The sequence below is a fragment of the Streptomyces sp. XY431 genome (assembly GCF_001279805.1).
GTDB classification, from domain to species: Bacteria; Actinomycetota; Actinomycetes; order Streptomycetales; family Streptomycetaceae; genus Kitasatospora; species Kitasatospora purpeofusca.
This window is the reverse complement of the sequence record NZ_LGDO01000524.1, coordinates 1-14,051: the sequence shown is the minus strand read 5'-3', so window position 1 is coordinate 14,051 and position 14,051 is coordinate 1. Positions and strand designations below refer to the sequence as shown.

The window sequence follows — 14,051 nt, the reverse complement described above, 5'->3', positions numbered from 1 at the left end:
GTCAGTTGTTGGCGGTGGGGGTGGAGTTCTTGGCGCGCTCGATCCAGCTGACCACCGCGGCGATCACGGACCAGTCGAACGTCCCGGCGAGCTTGTCGACCACCTGCAGGTCCCACTTGCCCAACTCCCCGACCCCGGCCTGCATCAGCGCCGACCGCAGGATTCGGGCGCGGGTGGCGTCGGTGACGGCCTCTCCGGTGGCCTGCAGCCGGGGGTCGTCCGGGGGGAAGTCGAGCGGCCCGCTGGGGATCAGCAGCGAGAGCACGCTCCCCGGCGTCGGCCCCTGCGGCACGTCCGGCTTCCACCCGGGGAATACCTCGGCGACCAGGGCGAGGATCACGCTGTCCGGCTTCCCGAGCAGGCCGGCCTTCCGCATCAGCTCGTTGGCCTCCCGGGCGGCGTTGCTCAACGCCTCCTCCATCCCGACCTGGTTGGGGTCGGCGTACAAGCTCTCGGTGGTCTTGTGCAGGCGGACGAACGCCTTGATCGCGTCTTCGGTGAGCTGGTCCATCGGGTGCTCCTTCGCGGTGGTGGGTGCGCTGGTCAGGGCTGGATCTGGTGGGCGGCGAGGAACGCCCCGGCGGCGCCTGCGGCCTCGGCCTGGCCGTCGTAGGTCTGCTCCGCCTCGTCGCACACGTCGTCGGCCCCGGTCCCGATCCACCACCAACCGCCCTCGTCGGGCAGGTAGCTGATGGTGGCCCGGCCGCCGAACAGCTCGACCTCGACCCGCTCGCCCTTGACGGCGGGTGCCTTGACGGCCTTGGGCCAGCGACTGCGGGCGGCCTGCCTGGTAACGCCCCACGCCGTCCCCAGCTGCGGGTACGTCGCCCCGTCCCGGCCGGCCCAGTGGGCGGCCTCGCCCGCCATCACGTCGACGGCAGCGGCGACCTCGCGCAGTACGCGCAGAGCCGCGAGGTTCGGGCCCCGCAGCCCGCGCCACTTCATGTGGATGCTCTGCCAGTCGTTGCCCGGGGCCTCGATCTCGCCGGGCTTCACGACGGCGATCCGCTCGGCCGCCGACCACACGGCGTCCCAAAGGGCCTGCTGCAGCCGGTCCAGTTCCTCGGCCGGCGGCTCGGTGTACTCGGCGCTGTTCGCCGGTTGACTCTCCATACGGACAAGTCTAGTTGTCGCACAGTGACTGGACAAGCTACTTTGTCAAAGGATCTTCGACAAACTGAATTGTCGTCAGATTTCGGCCATCCCGTCGGGTGCCCGCTGGCGATCGGGGGCAGCGGGCATGTATCAACAGGGCGTCAGGTAGACGACTGGGCAGGTAGGAGTACGCGATGGTGGGCGGCTGGCTTCGGCGGACCCCGGCTCAGGGTTCGCGGAGGGCCGTCCGGGCCCGCGCCTTGAGCTACCTCCGGCAGCAGGGGAAGGCCGGGCCCGCGCTGAGGGACGCCCTGCCCGGGATGCTGGTGTTCGGGGCCGCCTTCGCGCTGCCGCTGCTGATCCTCTTCGTCGTGTACCGGGTGGCCGGGCTCGTGGGCCTGGTCGTCGTCCTGGTGCTCGTCGTCGCCCTGGTGGTCGCGGTCCGCCGGCGGCGGGCGGTGATAGCTCGGCGCCGATCCGGCTTGTACACCGCTGCCGAGCTCCGCGCCCTGGACGGCGAGCACGCGCTGGCCCGGGTCACTGCTCGGATTCTGCGGCGGGACGGCTGGCGGGTCAGGTCTCAGCCTTGGCAGGGCACTCCGCGGCTGATGGCCCGTGACGGGGACGGCCGGGTGCTGGAGGTGACCGTGCGGACGATCGACAGCGCGGGGGAGGCGACACCCGCGCCCGCTCCACTGCGGCGGGCTGGCACTGAGGGGTACGGCGGTGTGCTGCGGCTGGTGGTCACCCGCGGCCGCTACGGGAGGCAGGACGTCCTCTGGGCCTCGCGGCAGGGCGGGGTGCTGTTGCTCGACGGCCAGCAGCTGGAGGCGTGGGCGGCCGGTGCCGACCTGAGTACGCTCGTCGGTCCGCTCCCGCTGCCCCGGCGCCGCGACGTCGACAGCGCCGGGGGATAGGCGGGCCCGCTGGCCTGCGCGGCTACTCGATCCGCTGGCAGCCCATGTAGCCGACGAAGAAGCGGTCCAGCACCCGCACCCACCACCGGTCCCGGCGGCGGACCGGCTCGACGTCGGCCGGCTTCTCGGTCTTCGCCTCGGCGGCCGCCAGCTCGGCCTCGGCCCGGGCGGTCTGCTCGACCCTGTACTGCAGGTACTCCTGGCGCACGTACGCGCGGCTGCCCCCGGCGGCGTCAAACTCGCACAGCTCGCCCTCGATGAACGGCGGGTGCTGGCCGGTGCTGGTGCCGAGCGAGTCGTCCAGCTCGCGCAGCAGCCACCCCGCCGCGATGGCCTCGTTCCGCAGCAGCTCGTCCTCGGGGTACTGGAGGGCGTGCAGGTCGAGCACCACCGCCTGCAGCAGCCGGACCTCGCGGTCGTCCCGCCAGTCGTCCAGCTCGACCTGCAGGCGGTCGATCAGCAGGTCCAACTCCACCGCGTCCGGCTCGTTCGCGTAGGCGACGGCGGGCAGCGGCGCGTCGAAGCAGTCGTCCGGCAAGGGCACGATCGGCAGTGAGGCCATGGGCTCCTCCTCGTAGGCGGTGCGGGGCCCCGACCGTACGCCGACGCACTGACAGATCCCAGAGGCGCCGGCCGACCGGGGCCGGTGAGTTTCGGCGGACGGCCGGTGAGTTCGGGTGCAGGGGCCGGTGAGTTTCCACTGCGGAAACTCACCGATTTTCTCCCCACCGCAGCTCAGAGGGGGTGCAGCAAGCTATTGCAGAAGCCGGGCATACGCCCGTCCTCCGCAGTCCGCGCCGGGGGACGCGGGGTGAAGTGCCTTGCCCGCAGGGGCGGTTCGGCGTTGCCCCCGGCCCGGCCAGCTCGTTGTCCCGGGCATGGACACCACGCTGCCCCCGCCCCCGGACCTGCGGGAAACCCGCGCGACCGTGCTGATGATCGACCTGGTGCGGGCCTACACCGGAGGAGACTGGGACGGCGCGGCCGACCTGCTCCGGGAGTTCGACCGGGCCTTCCGGATGCTCGGGGACCCGATGGGCGGGCTCGGCCTGCACGACCTCGGGCAGGCCGCATTGGGGGAGATGTTCGAGCAGCTGCTGGACGACCTGGGCGTGCGGGTGGAGGACGTCCCCGGCACGATCCCGTCCGCCGCGCTGAGTGGCCAGCTCTACCGGCTGCTGGAGGGGGTGGAGCTGGACCCGCAGGTGATGCTCTGCCTGATCGCCTTCTGCCGGGGCGACCTCCCCGGGATGCTCGACACCCGCGGCCTGCGCTCGATCGGCTGGTTCATCGTGGTGGGGCTGTGCACCGCGGTGGCCGGCTGCGTACACCACGGCGGGGCAGACGCCTACCTGGCGGTGCTGGACGAACGACGGACGGCGGCCGCCGCAGCCTGACGCCTCACGCAACCGCCCCCCTGACCAGCGAGGACAGGGGGGCGGTTCTACATTCGGGCCCGGAAATGAGGCGGTTCACCATCCGGCGGGACGGCGAGCGGCGGCGGCCGCGGGCTCCCCGGCGGTCCGCTCGACCAGTTCGGCGCTGGACTCGCGGCCGGCGGCCCGCAGAACCTGCGCGAGGCGACGGCCGAGCACGGCCCGCTCCGGCCCGACCTGCAGCGCGCCCCAGCACGCGAGCGCGTTGCGCGCGGCCTGCTGCACTGCCGGGTCGCTCGCCTGGGTCCACCGCAGCCGGTGCTCGGCTGTGGAGGTCCAGCGCTCGACGGCGGTCGACTGCTGACCGGCGGCGGTGGCGATGGTGGCCTGAGCCTCGATCACGTCGGCCAGCTGTGGGGAGAGGTGGCCTCGACCGGTCCGGAGCACGGTGCGCTCCCACTCCGCGGCCAGCTCGGCGGCGGCCGCGAACTCGCGGGCCTGGAGCGCGGCGGCGATGGCAGGTCGGGCGTCGGCGGCACGGGCCTCGACCGGCGGGGGCGGGCCCGGTGCCGGGATCGCTGGAAGCGCCGGCGGTAGCGCGGTCGGCCTCGGCGGAGCGGGCCGGTACTGCAGCGGCGGGCCGACCCGGACGGGAGAGCCGAGCACGAGCGAGCGGGAGTCGAGTCCGGCCTGGGCGACCGCGACCGGGTGCAGGTCGGCGACGTGCTGTCCGACGGGCCCGCCCCGCAGCAGCATGGCCAGCTGCACGGTGTACGCCGGGGCCTGGAGCGGCCCACGCCGGACCGGGGGGCCGACGGTCCCGAGCACGACGGCGCCGGGCACCTGCAGGTCGGCCTCGACCAGCGGTCCGCAGCTGCGGTCGGCCACGGCGTCGACCACCACGGTGGTGGTGCCGGCCGGACGGTTGCTCAGCACCCGGGCCAGCCACGGCCACGGCAGGGCGGTGTACCTCGCGGTGCTCTCCGTGGTGCGGGCGAGGGCGAGGTGTACCTGGTGCTGCCGGTGGTCCCGGATCAGCTGCCCGCAGACGTAGACCAGCACGGGCCCGGTGGCGGCCGCGGCCTCCTGGAGGCGGGCGAGCACGGCCTGCGGATCGGCCGGGTCAACCAGCTGCACGACGTCGACCGGACCGGGCCAGCCCTGCAGCAGCCGGTCGGGACCGACCGCCGCGACCGCACTCACCCCGTGCTCGGGGTCCAGCAGCCGGCGGCGGCTCGACTTCGGCGCGGAAGCCAGCAGCAGCACCCGACCCCTGGACTCCCCGCTGATCGTCATGCCCTCACCGTAGACCGGGGTACGTACACCAACGCCCGTGTTTTCCCTGCTCGGTGGAGGGGTGTAGCGAAGCTGAGACAAGTGAATCCGAACCCCCGTTCGGGCTTGATCGTCCCCCGCTTCGCGGGGGTCTGTGATGAGCTGTGGGGCCCGATCCGGCTGCCTGAGAGCGGACCGGCCCACCTTGTCGGGGGCGGGCCGGATCGGGCCCCACAGCGGCGGATAAGGGCCTTCGGGCTGTTCTTTTTAGGACCAGCTCCCCCGGACTCAGTTGCTGTTGGCAGTTGCCTTACCGGCCTCCGGGTGCCCTGAGTCCGGGGGAGCTGGGACCCCCCCTGACGAACAAGACAGAGATCCCCAAGGGGTTCTGCCTGCTCGTCAGAGGGGGTCTCGCGTTGGTTGTTGAGGTCGTGCCGTCTCCGGTACGCCCGTCACCGTCTTCGCATCAAGACCGGGCTACGGGGATTACTCGCGTGCCCTGGGACCGGGATGTGCTGACAGCTCGGGAGGTCGCGTCTCCGCCCGCTCCGCGCGGGCTTCGGCTGGGGTCCACCTTGTACGCCCCCGGGTCACCCCGGAGGCAAGGCCGAACTGGCTGTCAGCTCCATTTGCCTGGTTGCTCCAGCGGCGCTCTCCCTCCACTCAGGGGGTTGGGGTGAGCTGCCTCCGCCGTGCCTTCTCTACCGCCCGGGGGCTACCGGGGTCGGACCTTGTTGACGCGGGCCGTTCTCTACCGCGGACTCGATCCGGACTCCCCCGCCGTCGTCAGAGCAGGGGCCACGGGCCAGTTTCCGGGGACTGGTCTCCCCTGGGCATGTCACGACCTCCACCCGCCACGGTGGAGCGCGTCCCGCTGCGACGTGGGCAGGCAGGACGGGCGGACCCCGTGACGGGTGGGTGAGGCCGGCGGCCGAGAAGCGGCGGGCGGCAAGGCTGCTGATCTGGCCGATAACCGGCGTGTCGGCACGCGGGCATGGTGGGCAGACCGGGCGGCGGACGGCTATAGTCGTCTCCCAGTAGTGGGTACGCCGAAGGGCGCACCCGGCTAGCTCTTCGACCCGGTCTCCGGTTGGTCGCCTTAAGGCGGGTCTAGAGCGGTACAAGCGGATAAGTAAGCGTCTGAGCCTCGATCACCCGGCTGGAACCCGGGGCGGTCTGAGGCTCTTTTCGCGTGCTGTCGATAGGTCTCCGTGATCTTGGTCGTCAAACCATCTCGGAGTTTTTCACACCGATGGCGTTTCGTGTCGGGCTCAACACGCGACGCACCGAAAGTCGTACAGATGATCCCGGTTTGTCCCCTGGTCAGGGGCTCAGCGAGCCGGTCGGCCCGCTGGTGATCACCTAGAAACGATCATACCCCAGAAGTCTTGAAGTTCAAGACTTCTGGGGTATGTGTTCGCCGTAGGCGATTGGGGCTCAGTCCCTAGACGAGACCGGCGAGCAGGGCACCCGCGAGCAGGGCCAGAGCGCCGATCATGACGTGGATGGCCTGCCGGAGCGCGGTGTGCTTCCGGCGGGCGATCCGCGAGAGCGTCACGATCCGCTCCGCCCGGCGATCGGCCGTCAGGTCGGCGGCCAGTTCCGCGGGCGAGCACTCGGCCCAGTGCAGGAACGATCCGGGCACCGTGGTGTTGCGGCTGTACAGCGTCGGCCGGACGACCAGCAGCACCATCACCAGCGCGACGACCAGCCCGCCCCCGCCGAGCGCGACCAGCACGGTCACCGGGACGGACAGCTCCCGGCCCTGCACCGCCGCGATCAGCACGGCCAGAGGAAGGCTGAGACCGGACAGCAGGGCGCCGGCCTTAGCGTCGGTGCGGGCAATCTCGGTCGTCACATCGGTGCGGGCGGCCGTCCACTGGGCCTCGCTCACCACGGGCTCCGGCTCGCTGCTCGGCCCCGGTCCTGCAGTCTGCTGGGTCTCGGTGGTCATGGTGTTCCCCTCCCATTGGTCCGTTGACGTGCGCTCTTCGTGCTGGTGGGTCGGCCCGTCCGCTCAACACCAGGCGGGCCGACCCCCGGTCAGCGGCCGGCCTTGCCGGTGGCGGCGGCCAGCTCGCGCTCCAGCTCGGCAATCCGGGCGGCCGCGGCCGTCCCGGTGCGCTCGGCCTCCTGCTCGACGTCGCGCTTCTCCCCCAGCAGCCCCTCGACGCGGGCCCGCAGCTCCGAAAGGTTGGCCTCCAAGTCCTTGACGGCCTGGCGGTGGTCCTCCCTCGCCGTCTTCGCCGACTCCTTGAGCTCGGAGATCAGCTCCTTCTTGGCAGCCACGTCGCCCTCGGCCCTGGCCACCCGACGCTCGGCCTGCTGCTCGATGACCTGAGCATCCGCCTTCGCCTGGTCGCGCTCGCCCTCGGCGGTGGTCTTGTCCGCCTCGGCGTTGGCCACCTTCTCCTCGGCCTTGTGCAGCTCCTCCTGGAGCTTGGCCTGCTCGGCCGCGCGCTCCTGGGCGGTGGCTTCCTTGAACGTCGCCAGCTCGGCCTCGAACGTCGCCAGCTTCGCCTCGGCCTCGGCCACCTTCCCGGCGGCGGCCTCCTGGGCCTCGCGCACCTGCAGCTCGGCGGCGGCCTGGTGCTCGCGCACGCGCTCCTCGGCGGCCTCCTGGGCGGCCGTGATGGCGGCGGCCTTCTCCCCCTCCAGCCGCTCGACCTCGGCCGCGAACTGCGTGCGGGCCTCCTGCAGTTCGGCGTCGGCCTGGTCGGCGGCGTCCTCGGCCTGCTTCTTCTCGGTCCTCGCCACGTTGAGCTCGGCGACGGCGGCCAGCCGCTGCCGGTGCTCCAGCGCGAGATCCTTCCGCAGCTCCGCGACGTCGGCGGCCGCGCTCTCCTTCTCGGTCTGGATCTCGGCGGCCGCGGCCTCCGGGTCGGCCATGGTCTCCAGCCGCTCCGCCACCTCCGGCAGCACGGTCAGCAGCTGGCGGACGGCGCCCAGCACCTCGGTCCGCAGCACGCCGGCGCTCTGGACCGCCTCCTTCACCGGGCGGTCGGACGTCTCGGCGCCACCGCCGCCGGCGCGCTCGCGCTTCTTCTTCTCCCGGTAGGCGGTCAGCGGGGTGTGCTTCGGGTTGTCGCAGTACTTGTTGGGCTGCCCCCCGCCCTCCGACGGGATCGGCGGCCTGGTGCACCCCGGGAACGCGCACACGGCCGTCCCGGCGGTGGCGCCGGGGGCCTCTGCGGGCTGCTCGCTCATGGGCTCGACCTCTCAGTTCCGGGGCGGACGGCCCGCCCCGACTAACCCAAGCATAGCATACCCTTTCATAGCCATGCAATGCATGGCGCAATGAAAGGCAAGGATATGAAACGCAATGGATGACCCCCCGCTGACCGGGCCCCGCTCGGCCGGCGGCTCGCCAGACCTCTGTCCGAGCTGGGGTGGTTCCCTCGTTGGGCGGCCTCACGGTGGGGGCGCGGCCTGGTGGGGGCTCCGGGGTCCGGGCGCCCGGCGCCCGGCCCGGGAGGGAGTTTCCGGTGGTCGTCGCCCCCTGGGCGGCGGCCGGCGGAAAGTCCCGGACGGGTTTGCCCCGGTGCTCCCGCCGGGCTGTGCCAGGGTGCGGAGGGCGTCCGGCGAGGGGGCCGCGCCGGCTCCCCCGCACCCACCCCACCACCAACGGCGAGAACCGCCCGGCACGGATCTTGAGGCCACCCCCTCCGCAGGGTTGGCCCGTCGGAGACAAAGTCCCTGGCCCGCACCCTGGGCAGCTCCTTCGGGCACGGCACGGGCCCTGGGGTGCGGCAGACTGGGCAGGTGACGAACCCTCAGACTCCCCGCCGGCCGCTGTGGCTGGCCGACCAGCGCCCGGCCCCGCTCGCCCCGGTCACTGGCAGCGCGCCCCGGCCGGACCCCTGGGAGGGCCTGGTGCCCCCGCCTGCGGCCCCGGCGCGCCCGACCACCGGCCGCCGACCGCTCGGACTTCGGCCCGACTCCGCCAGCTGAACGAACACCCGGCGGCGCACGCCGGGCCCAACAACCGACCTCGGTAGATCGGAAAACATGACCTCGGTACAGATCACCGTGAGCATCACCCCGCAGCAGGCAAGCCAATTCAACCTGCGGAAAAAGCGCCAGAAATTGGAGCAGGACGAATACCTGAAAGAGCTGAGAAAAGAGGGGCTGACCCATCGGGAGGCCCGGCTGCAGCTCGCGCTGATCCGGCCCGACACCTGGCCTCCGCTCGATGCCGTCGTGGCCGGGGCGGTGCGCCAGCGCCTGGCCGAGCCGGACCTGGCCGGCCCCTGGGCACCGCTGACCCCGGAGGAGGAAGGGGAGGCGAAGCTGGGCGGCCGCTGGCCGGGGCCGGCCCCGGATATGCCGCTGGTGGAGCGGAACTACCTCCTCCCATCCGACCTGGTCACAGCGCTGCGGACCGCATCCTGGCGGGTCAGCGCGCGCCCCCTCGCCCTCTACAGCCCGAGCTTGGGCCGGGCCGAGCGCGAGCGCCTGGCCGACCTCATCCACTCCCCCGGCCGGATCATCCGCCAGGCACTCGACCGCTACGCCCGGCCCGAGCCGGAGGAGGCGGCCGAGTGATCTACCGACCTCGGTTGATTGCCCTGCGCGGGCCGCCGATCTTGGTCATAAACAACCGACCTCGGTTGTTGGTTCCGGCTCGGAATCCCAATTTCCGCGCACCGTTTCGATTCGTCGCAATACTTGCATCTTGGCCCGTGTCGCGCTATTTCTTGATACGCTCCAATCGGCTTGGGAAAGGAGAACCCGCCGTGACCGAAATCGAAAGTCCGACCGAAATGGAACGGGGTCAGGAGGTGGCTGGGCTCGCTGCCTGGGCGGCCGCCCTGCTGGACGACCCGGAGGTGGTGGTGCTCGACCTGGAGACCACCGGGCTCGGGGACGACGCGCGGATCGTGGAGATCGGGGTGGTCACCACGGACCGCCGGGTGCTCCTCGACAGCCTGGTGAACCCGGGCGTCCCCATGCCGGAGGAGGCGACCCGCCACAACGGGATCACGGACGCGATGCTGGCCGGCCGCCCCGGCTTCGACGCCCTGGTGGGTGACCTGACCCACGCCCTCACCCGCCGGGAAGTGCGCGGGGTCGGCAGGGTGGAGCTGTTCGGGCGCCGGGTGGTGGGCTGGAACGTCAAGGAGTTCGACCGGCTGGTGCTGCGGCGTGAGCTGGCCGGCTACTACCTGCGGCAGGGGCACGCGGACCCGCAGGCCAGTGCGGAGGCATGGCTGTCCACCATGAGCTGGGAGGACGTGATGCTCCCGTTCAGCAACTGGTGCGGGGAGCCCTCGCGTCACGGCGGCTACCGCTGGCAGAAGCTGGGCGGCCCGCACCGGGGGTCGGCTGACTGCCTCGCGGTCCTCGACCGGCTCGCCGCCGTGGCCGGGCGCCCGGCCGCCGTGCTGCCCGCCCAGCCCCTGGGCGACGCGCTGACCAGCGCGGAGGAGGCGGCCCGCTGATGGCACAGCTTCGCCTGATGACCGATGATCCCCGGCTCGGCGAGCGGGTCCTGGAGCTCCTGCTGCCGGTGCTGCAGAACGCGCCGACGCTGCGGGTGTCCGAGCCGACCCGGCTCACGCACCGTGGCGGGGGCCTTCGCGTTGTCCTCGACGTGCAACCGAACGAATCCAACGACAAGGAAGAGGTGGCGTGATGGGACGGCAGAAGCCGGGCAAGCCACGGCGGGAGCGGCCCGAGCCGCAGGAGCACGGGCACGAGGGGTTCGAGATCCCGGACGACTACCGCGACCCGGACGGGCGGCCGGTGGACCACCAGCTGCTCGGCCAGCTGCTGGGGGCGGCGATGGACCGGTGCCTGTCGTGCCAGGACGTCCTCACCACGCTGTTGGTGGAGGACCCGGTGACCACCGCGCGGCTGGTCGAGCTGGCGTGCATCTCGGTGCACGGTGCGATGGGCGGCCTGCCCCGGACGATGACGGACGACGGTATCCCGGGACCGGCCGCCCCCGAGTTCCGGCGCCTGGCCCGGCTCGGCCTGGACGGCGGCAACGACTCGATGTTCACCGCGTGCGAGGGCATGAGCGCCACCGAGCGCCGGGAGGCGGCGAACACCGCGCTGGACTTCGTGGTGGCGGCGGTCTCCGGAGTGATGGGATGACGACCTACCAGACCAACGCCGTGCCGGGGAAGCTGTCCCCGGCCGCGCCGCTCGACCCGGCCGCGCTGCGGCAGCTGTCCCGGCACGCGGCTGACGTGCTCTCGCCCGCCGGCCGGATGAAGGACGCGCCGCCGCTGGCCGACGCCGGAGCCCACCTGTCGATCGCGCTCGCCGCGTTCAACGCGCTGCTCACGCCCGCCGAGGACGCGCAGGACATCGACCGCCTGGCCGACGCGGAGCACGCGCTGGACCACCTGCACCGGACGACCAACTACGTGCGCGAGCACCTGGTGGAGAACGTCTCCAAGGAGGAGCGGGAGGCCCGGCACCGGGGGATGATCGACGGCTGCCTGGAGGAGGGGCTGACGGTCGTCGGCGCCATCACCGCCGAGCTGGTGATGGCGAAGGGCCGCCGGATCACGGTCCGGCTGACCACGGACGACGCCTATCAGACCATCCAGCTGGAGGAGCCGGGGGAGGAGCCCCGAACGCTGCGGCTCTCCGGCCGGGACCGCCTGGAGCTCCACCACGGGCTGCACGAGATCGGCCGGATCGTCTGGCTGATGCTGCGGGCTGAGGACGGCCTGGCGGTCCCGGCCCGGCGGAACGGCCTCTGATGGACGACTACCGGCACCGCTGCGACGACTGCGGGCGCTACGACTGCGAGCGCTGCGGGACGCACATCTGCCTGGACTACTGCGACTGCATGCGCTCCCACCACTGCCCGTGCGAGTGCACCGCCTACGACCGGCAGCTGACCTACGGCCCGGACGGCTGGGAGTAGGACGACCGCCCGGCGGGCAGCGTCCCGCCGGGCACCAACGATGGGGAGGGGACGGCACGGTGGTGAGGGACAACGGAGGGGCCGGCGCGTCGGCGGAGCGGATGGGGGCCCGGCAGCGGGCGGTCGAGCGGGCCGCCCAGCACGCGCGGGCGAAGTGGCAGCTGCCTGCGGCGGGGGCGGCCGCGGTGGCGGTCGGCTGGCTGTTAGGGGTGCCGTGGTGGGCGGTGCTGGTCCTGATCGCGGCCGCGCTCGCGGTGGTCGGCCGGCGGATCTACCGCGGGGCTTCGGACTCCTGGAGTAAGGGGGCGGCGGGTGAACGGCGCACGGCCCAGCTCCTCGGGCCGCTCGCCCGGGACGGCTGGCGTGCCCTGCACGACCGGTCGGTGCCGGGCTCCCGGGCGAATGTTGATCATTTGCTGATCGGCCCGGCCGGGGTCGTGGTGGTCGATTCGAAGAACTGGCAGAGCAAGGCGTCCCAGCTCAGGGTGCAGGGCGGTCAGCTCTGGTACGGCCGGTACGACCAGACCCGGACGCTGCGGACGGCGGCCTGGGAGGCGGAGGAGGTGTCCCGGGCGCTCGGGGTGCCGGCCTCCACCGTGGTGGCGGTGCACGGCGCGACCGTGCCGGGCGGGGTGGTGATGCTGGAGGGCGTCACGGTGATCCCCGCCCAACGGGTCCGACGGCTGCTGCGGAACCTCGCCCCGCAGCCCGGGTACGACCCGGCGCGGGTGCAGCAGCTGGTCGACCTGGCGGAGCGGAGGCTGCCCCCGCACAGCGGCTGACGCCCTCTCAGCACGGGCCCCTGGCACCTGCCGGGGGCCTTTGCCGTGACCAGACTCGTCCAGGTGACCGGGCACCCCTCGACGTCGGCCGGCTCGTTGAGCAGGCCGTGACCAACTCCTCCGCCTCGACGTCTCCGGCGTCCTACGACCGGCACGGCCCCGTCGCCGAGCAGCTGCTCTACTTCCGCGCGGTCGGCGTCATCGGCAACCAGCCGACTGCCAGCCCGGCCGCCCCGCCAGCTCCCGCTCCCCGGCGCCGCCAGCTCAGCCTCGGACCCGGCGCGAACTCCTCGTCAACGCCCTGAACCTCGACCCCAGCAGGGTCACCCCCCTGCCTGCTGCTGCCGTGCACGCGGCACGGAGAGGGCAGAGCCGACCGGCGCCCCGCGCCGGACGGCGGGCTCGGCCGCTCGACCAGCCACGCCTCGCTTTCCTCGTCACGGCGGTTCACCCCCACGCCTGCCCCGGCCGAGTAGTGCGCTTTTCTACGGCGCCGACGCCCTCGGCACGGGCGGTCGGCGCGGCCGCGCGCGGTAAGCGGCGACAGACGCCAACAACGACGGAAGGGCCCGTCCGCGGTGGACGGGCCCTTCTTCGGTGGTGCTTGGGTCAGATCTCTCCCCAGTACTCGGCGCACCCGGGACAGCGGTCGGAGGGGCCGCCGGCCTCCCCGTGGTGGGGGCACGCCCACCAGCCCTCCGGCAGCGGGCCGTCGAAGAACCACGCCTCCGCGTGCTCCTCGTCGTCCTGCCCGGTGTCGACGTCGCCGGTCTGTCCGGCCGGGGCGGTCACGGCCGCCGGCCGATGCTGAACAGCGCGGCCAGCAGGCGGCGGAACCACCCGACGGTCCGGCGCTCCTGGACGGCGACCTCCTCGACGGCCTCCGGCTCGACCAGCGCGGGGGTGCGCTCGGCGTCGACGGCGGCGCGCTCGGCAGCCTCACGTCGCCGCTCGGCAGCCAGTTCGCTGACTGCGGTCAGCGCTCGGCTGTACGCATGGCCCATGCTGCCCGGCCAGTCGGTCGGCTCGACCGGCAGCAGCTCCATGATCTTGAACCATCCGCGGGCCTCGACGGTCGCGGGGTGCTCGCCCTCGCCTCCGGCGGCCCGGGAGTCGAAGACCTCCACCACGGTGCCGGGGGCCAGCCCCACCGCGACGGTGTACCGCTGCCGGGCCCGGTCGATCTCGACCTGCCACCCGTTGCCCCGCCACACGCCGAAGTGCTGGTCATCCCTCCACCCGCTGTGCTCGCGCAGCCAGTAGTCGGCCGTGGTGCGGCACCACGCCACGGCCGCCGCCTCGTTGGGGAAGCGGACCCACTGGCTGGCCTGGTCACCGAACCAGGTCTCCCGGATCACCGCGAACCGCTGGCGCACGGGGAACGGGCCGGTGGCGGGGTGCACGACCTGGAGGAGTTCGCCGCGGTACGGCAGCTCGTACACCACGCGGCCCTTGTTGATGGCCTCCGCCAGCCGGGGGGTCTCGTGGAAGCGGCCGTGCTCGGTTCCCTGCAGGTAGGGGCGGTCCTCCTGCTGATCGACGTCGACGTTGCCGGGCTGTCCGGCCGGGGCGGTCACGGGCGCCGGCCGATGCTGAACAGCGCGGCCAGCAGGCGGCGGAACCACCCGGCGGTCCGGCGCTCCTGGACGGCGGCCTCCTCGGCGGCTGCGGCCGCGAGCTCGGCGGCGACGGCGGCGCGCTCCAGCTTGTCGGCGAACGCCTG

19 protein-coding genes are annotated in these 14,051 nt (G+C 72.8%); 11 read left to right on the top strand and 8 right to left on the bottom strand.

What is annotated here, in order from left to right; translation table 11 throughout:
- Nucleotide 1: 1 nt before the first annotated feature.
- Entirely contained in the window at nt 2-511 is a 510-nt protein-coding gene (locus ADK60_RS40190; protein WP_053651953.1) for a hypothetical protein, read from the bottom strand.
- Nucleotides 512-543: 32 nt separating this feature from the next.
- Entirely contained in the window at nt 544-1,113 is a 570-nt protein-coding gene (locus ADK60_RS40185; protein WP_053651952.1) for a hypothetical protein, read from the bottom strand.
- Nucleotides 1,114-1,355: 242 nt separating this feature from the next.
- Here ADK60_RS40185 and ADK60_RS40180 point away from each other — a divergent pair, with 242 nt between their 5' ends.
- Nucleotides 1,356-2,012: a hypothetical protein gene (locus tag ADK60_RS40180; RefSeq protein ID WP_159400780.1), complete on the top strand. Its 657-nt coding sequence runs from the start codon at nt 1,356-1,358 to the stop codon at nt 2,010-2,012.
- Nucleotides 2,013-2,034: 22 nt separating this feature from the next.
- Here ADK60_RS40180 and ADK60_RS40175 read toward each other — a convergent pair whose 3' ends face one another.
- A complete protein-coding gene (locus tag ADK60_RS40175) occupies nt 2,035-2,574 on the bottom strand; it encodes a hypothetical protein (protein WP_053651948.1) in 540 nt (179 codons plus the stop codon).
- 316 nt (nt 2,575-2,890) lie between these two features.
- Here ADK60_RS40175 and ADK60_RS40170 point away from each other — a divergent pair, with 316 nt between their 5' ends.
- Nucleotides 2,891-3,409, top strand: a complete 519-nt coding sequence (locus tag ADK60_RS40170) for a hypothetical protein (protein WP_053651946.1) — start codon at nt 2,891-2,893, stop codon at nt 3,407-3,409.
- A 75-nt stretch (nt 3,410-3,484) separates the two neighbouring features.
- On the opposite strand, the gene ADK60_RS40165 is transcribed toward ADK60_RS40170, so the two are convergent.
- From ADK60_RS40165 to ADK60_RS40155, 3 genes are all read right to left on the bottom strand, one after another.
- Nucleotides 3,485-4,684 (bottom strand): hypothetical protein, encoded by a 1,200-nt coding sequence (locus ADK60_RS40165; protein ID WP_159400779.1) that lies wholly within the window; start codon nt 4,682-4,684, stop codon nt 3,485-3,487.
- Nucleotides 4,685-6,107: 1,423 nt separating this feature from the next.
- Nucleotides 6,108-6,617: a Pycsar system effector family protein gene (locus tag ADK60_RS46015; protein ID WP_063783418.1), complete on the bottom strand. Its 510-nt coding sequence runs from the start codon at nt 6,615-6,617 to the stop codon at nt 6,108-6,110.
- An 89-nt stretch (nt 6,618-6,706) separates the two neighbouring features.
- Complete coding sequence (locus ADK60_RS40155; protein ID WP_053651939.1) at nt 6,707-7,870, bottom strand: coiled-coil domain-containing protein; 1,164 nt, start codon at nt 7,868-7,870, stop codon at nt 6,707-6,709.
- Between the two features lie 555 nt (nt 7,871-8,425).
- On the opposite strand from ADK60_RS40155, the gene ADK60_RS45505 reads away from it, so the two are divergent.
- From ADK60_RS45505 to ADK60_RS45495, 9 genes are all read left to right on the top strand, one after another.
- Nucleotides 8,426-8,614, top strand: coding sequence for a hypothetical protein (locus tag ADK60_RS45505; RefSeq protein ID WP_159400778.1), 189 nt, complete (start codon nt 8,426-8,428; stop codon nt 8,612-8,614).
- A 57-nt stretch (nt 8,615-8,671) separates the two neighbouring features.
- The gene (locus ADK60_RS40150; RefSeq protein WP_053651936.1) at nt 8,672-9,208 is read left to right on the top strand and encodes a hypothetical protein; all 537 of its coding nucleotides are present in this window, start codon (nt 8,672-8,674) and stop codon (nt 9,206-9,208) included.
- Between the two features lie 236 nt (nt 9,209-9,444).
- A complete protein-coding gene (locus tag ADK60_RS40145) occupies nt 9,445-10,104 on the top strand; it encodes a 3'-5' exonuclease (RefSeq protein ID WP_159400777.1) in 660 nt (219 codons plus the stop codon).
- Entirely contained in the window at nt 10,104-10,298 is a 195-nt protein-coding gene (locus tag ADK60_RS44310) for a hypothetical protein (protein WP_053651932.1), read from the top strand. Before ADK60_RS40145 ends, ADK60_RS44310 begins: the two co-directional genes overlap by 1 nt.
- Complete coding sequence (locus ADK60_RS44305; RefSeq protein WP_159400776.1) at nt 10,295-10,762, top strand: hypothetical protein; 468 nt, start codon at nt 10,295-10,297, stop codon at nt 10,760-10,762. The genes ADK60_RS44310 and ADK60_RS44305 overlap by 4 nt, the downstream gene beginning before the upstream one ends.
- Entirely contained in the window at nt 10,759-11,379 is a 621-nt protein-coding gene (locus tag ADK60_RS44300; RefSeq protein ID WP_053651928.1) for a hypothetical protein, read from the top strand. The genes ADK60_RS44305 and ADK60_RS44300 overlap by 4 nt, the downstream gene beginning before the upstream one ends.
- Entirely contained in the window at nt 11,379-11,546 is a 168-nt protein-coding gene (locus ADK60_RS45500) for a hypothetical protein (protein WP_159400775.1), read from the top strand. The genes ADK60_RS44300 and ADK60_RS45500 overlap by 1 nt, the downstream gene beginning before the upstream one ends.
- 62 nt (nt 11,547-11,608) lie before the next feature.
- Nucleotides 11,609-12,328 carry a nuclease-related domain-containing protein gene (locus ADK60_RS40125; RefSeq protein ID WP_234371486.1) on the top strand — a complete coding sequence of 240 codons (720 nt, stop codon included), beginning with the start codon at nt 11,609-11,611 and terminating at the stop codon, nt 12,326-12,328.
- Between the two features lie 107 nt (nt 12,329-12,435).
- A complete protein-coding gene (locus ADK60_RS45495) occupies nt 12,436-12,633 on the top strand; it encodes a hypothetical protein (RefSeq protein ID WP_159400774.1) in 198 nt (65 codons plus the stop codon).
- A 304-nt stretch (nt 12,634-12,937) separates the two neighbouring features.
- On the opposite strand, the gene ADK60_RS40120 is transcribed toward ADK60_RS45495, so the two are convergent.
- Both ADK60_RS40120 and ADK60_RS40115 read right to left on the bottom strand, forming a co-directional pair.
- A complete protein-coding gene (locus tag ADK60_RS40120; protein WP_053651924.1) occupies nt 12,938-13,120 on the bottom strand; it encodes a hypothetical protein in 183 nt (60 codons plus the stop codon).
- The gene (locus tag ADK60_RS40115; RefSeq protein ID WP_053651922.1) at nt 13,117-13,905 is read right to left on the bottom strand and encodes a hypothetical protein; all 789 of its coding nucleotides are present in this window, start codon (nt 13,903-13,905) and stop codon (nt 13,117-13,119) included. The genes ADK60_RS40120 and ADK60_RS40115 overlap by 4 nt, the downstream gene beginning before the upstream one ends.
- Between the last annotated feature and the right edge of the window lie 146 nt (nt 13,906-14,051).

What these genes read in the sequence shown, in the direction of transcription:
- ADK60_RS40170 (WP_053651946.1), top strand. Translation starts at nt 2,891, where the DNA reads ATGGACACCACGCTGCCCCCGCCCCCGGACCTGCGGGAAACCCGCGCG.
- ADK60_RS46015 (WP_063783418.1), bottom strand. Translation starts at nt 6,617, where the DNA reads ATGACCACCGAGACCCAGCAGACTGCAGGACCGGGGCCGAGCAGCGAG.
- ADK60_RS40155 (WP_053651939.1), bottom strand. Translation starts at nt 7,870, where the DNA reads ATGAGCGAGCAGCCCGCAGAGGCCCCCGGCGCCACCGCCGGGACGGCC.
- ADK60_RS44300 (WP_053651928.1), top strand. Translation starts at nt 10,759, where the DNA reads ATGACGACCTACCAGACCAACGCCGTGCCGGGGAAGCTGTCCCCGGCC.
- ADK60_RS44310 (WP_053651932.1), top strand. Translation starts at nt 10,104, where the DNA reads ATGGCACAGCTTCGCCTGATGACCGATGATCCCCGGCTCGGCGAGCGG.
- ADK60_RS40190 (WP_053651953.1), bottom strand. Translation starts at nt 511, where the DNA reads ATGGACCAGCTCACCGAAGACGCGATCAAGGCGTTCGTCCGCCTGCAC.
- ADK60_RS40175 (WP_053651948.1), bottom strand. Translation starts at nt 2,574, where the DNA reads ATGGCCTCACTGCCGATCGTGCCCTTGCCGGACGACTGCTTCGACGCG.
- ADK60_RS40150 (WP_053651936.1), top strand. Translation starts at nt 8,672, where the DNA reads ATGACCTCGGTACAGATCACCGTGAGCATCACCCCGCAGCAGGCAAGC.
- ADK60_RS45500 (WP_159400775.1), top strand. Translation starts at nt 11,379, where the DNA reads ATGGACGACTACCGGCACCGCTGCGACGACTGCGGGCGCTACGACTGC.
- ADK60_RS40185 (WP_053651952.1), bottom strand. Translation starts at nt 1,113, where the DNA reads ATGGAGAGTCAACCGGCGAACAGCGCCGAGTACACCGAGCCGCCGGCC.
- ADK60_RS40165 (WP_159400779.1), bottom strand. Translation starts at nt 4,684, where the DNA reads ATGACGATCAGCGGGGAGTCCAGGGGTCGGGTGCTGCTGCTGGCTTCC.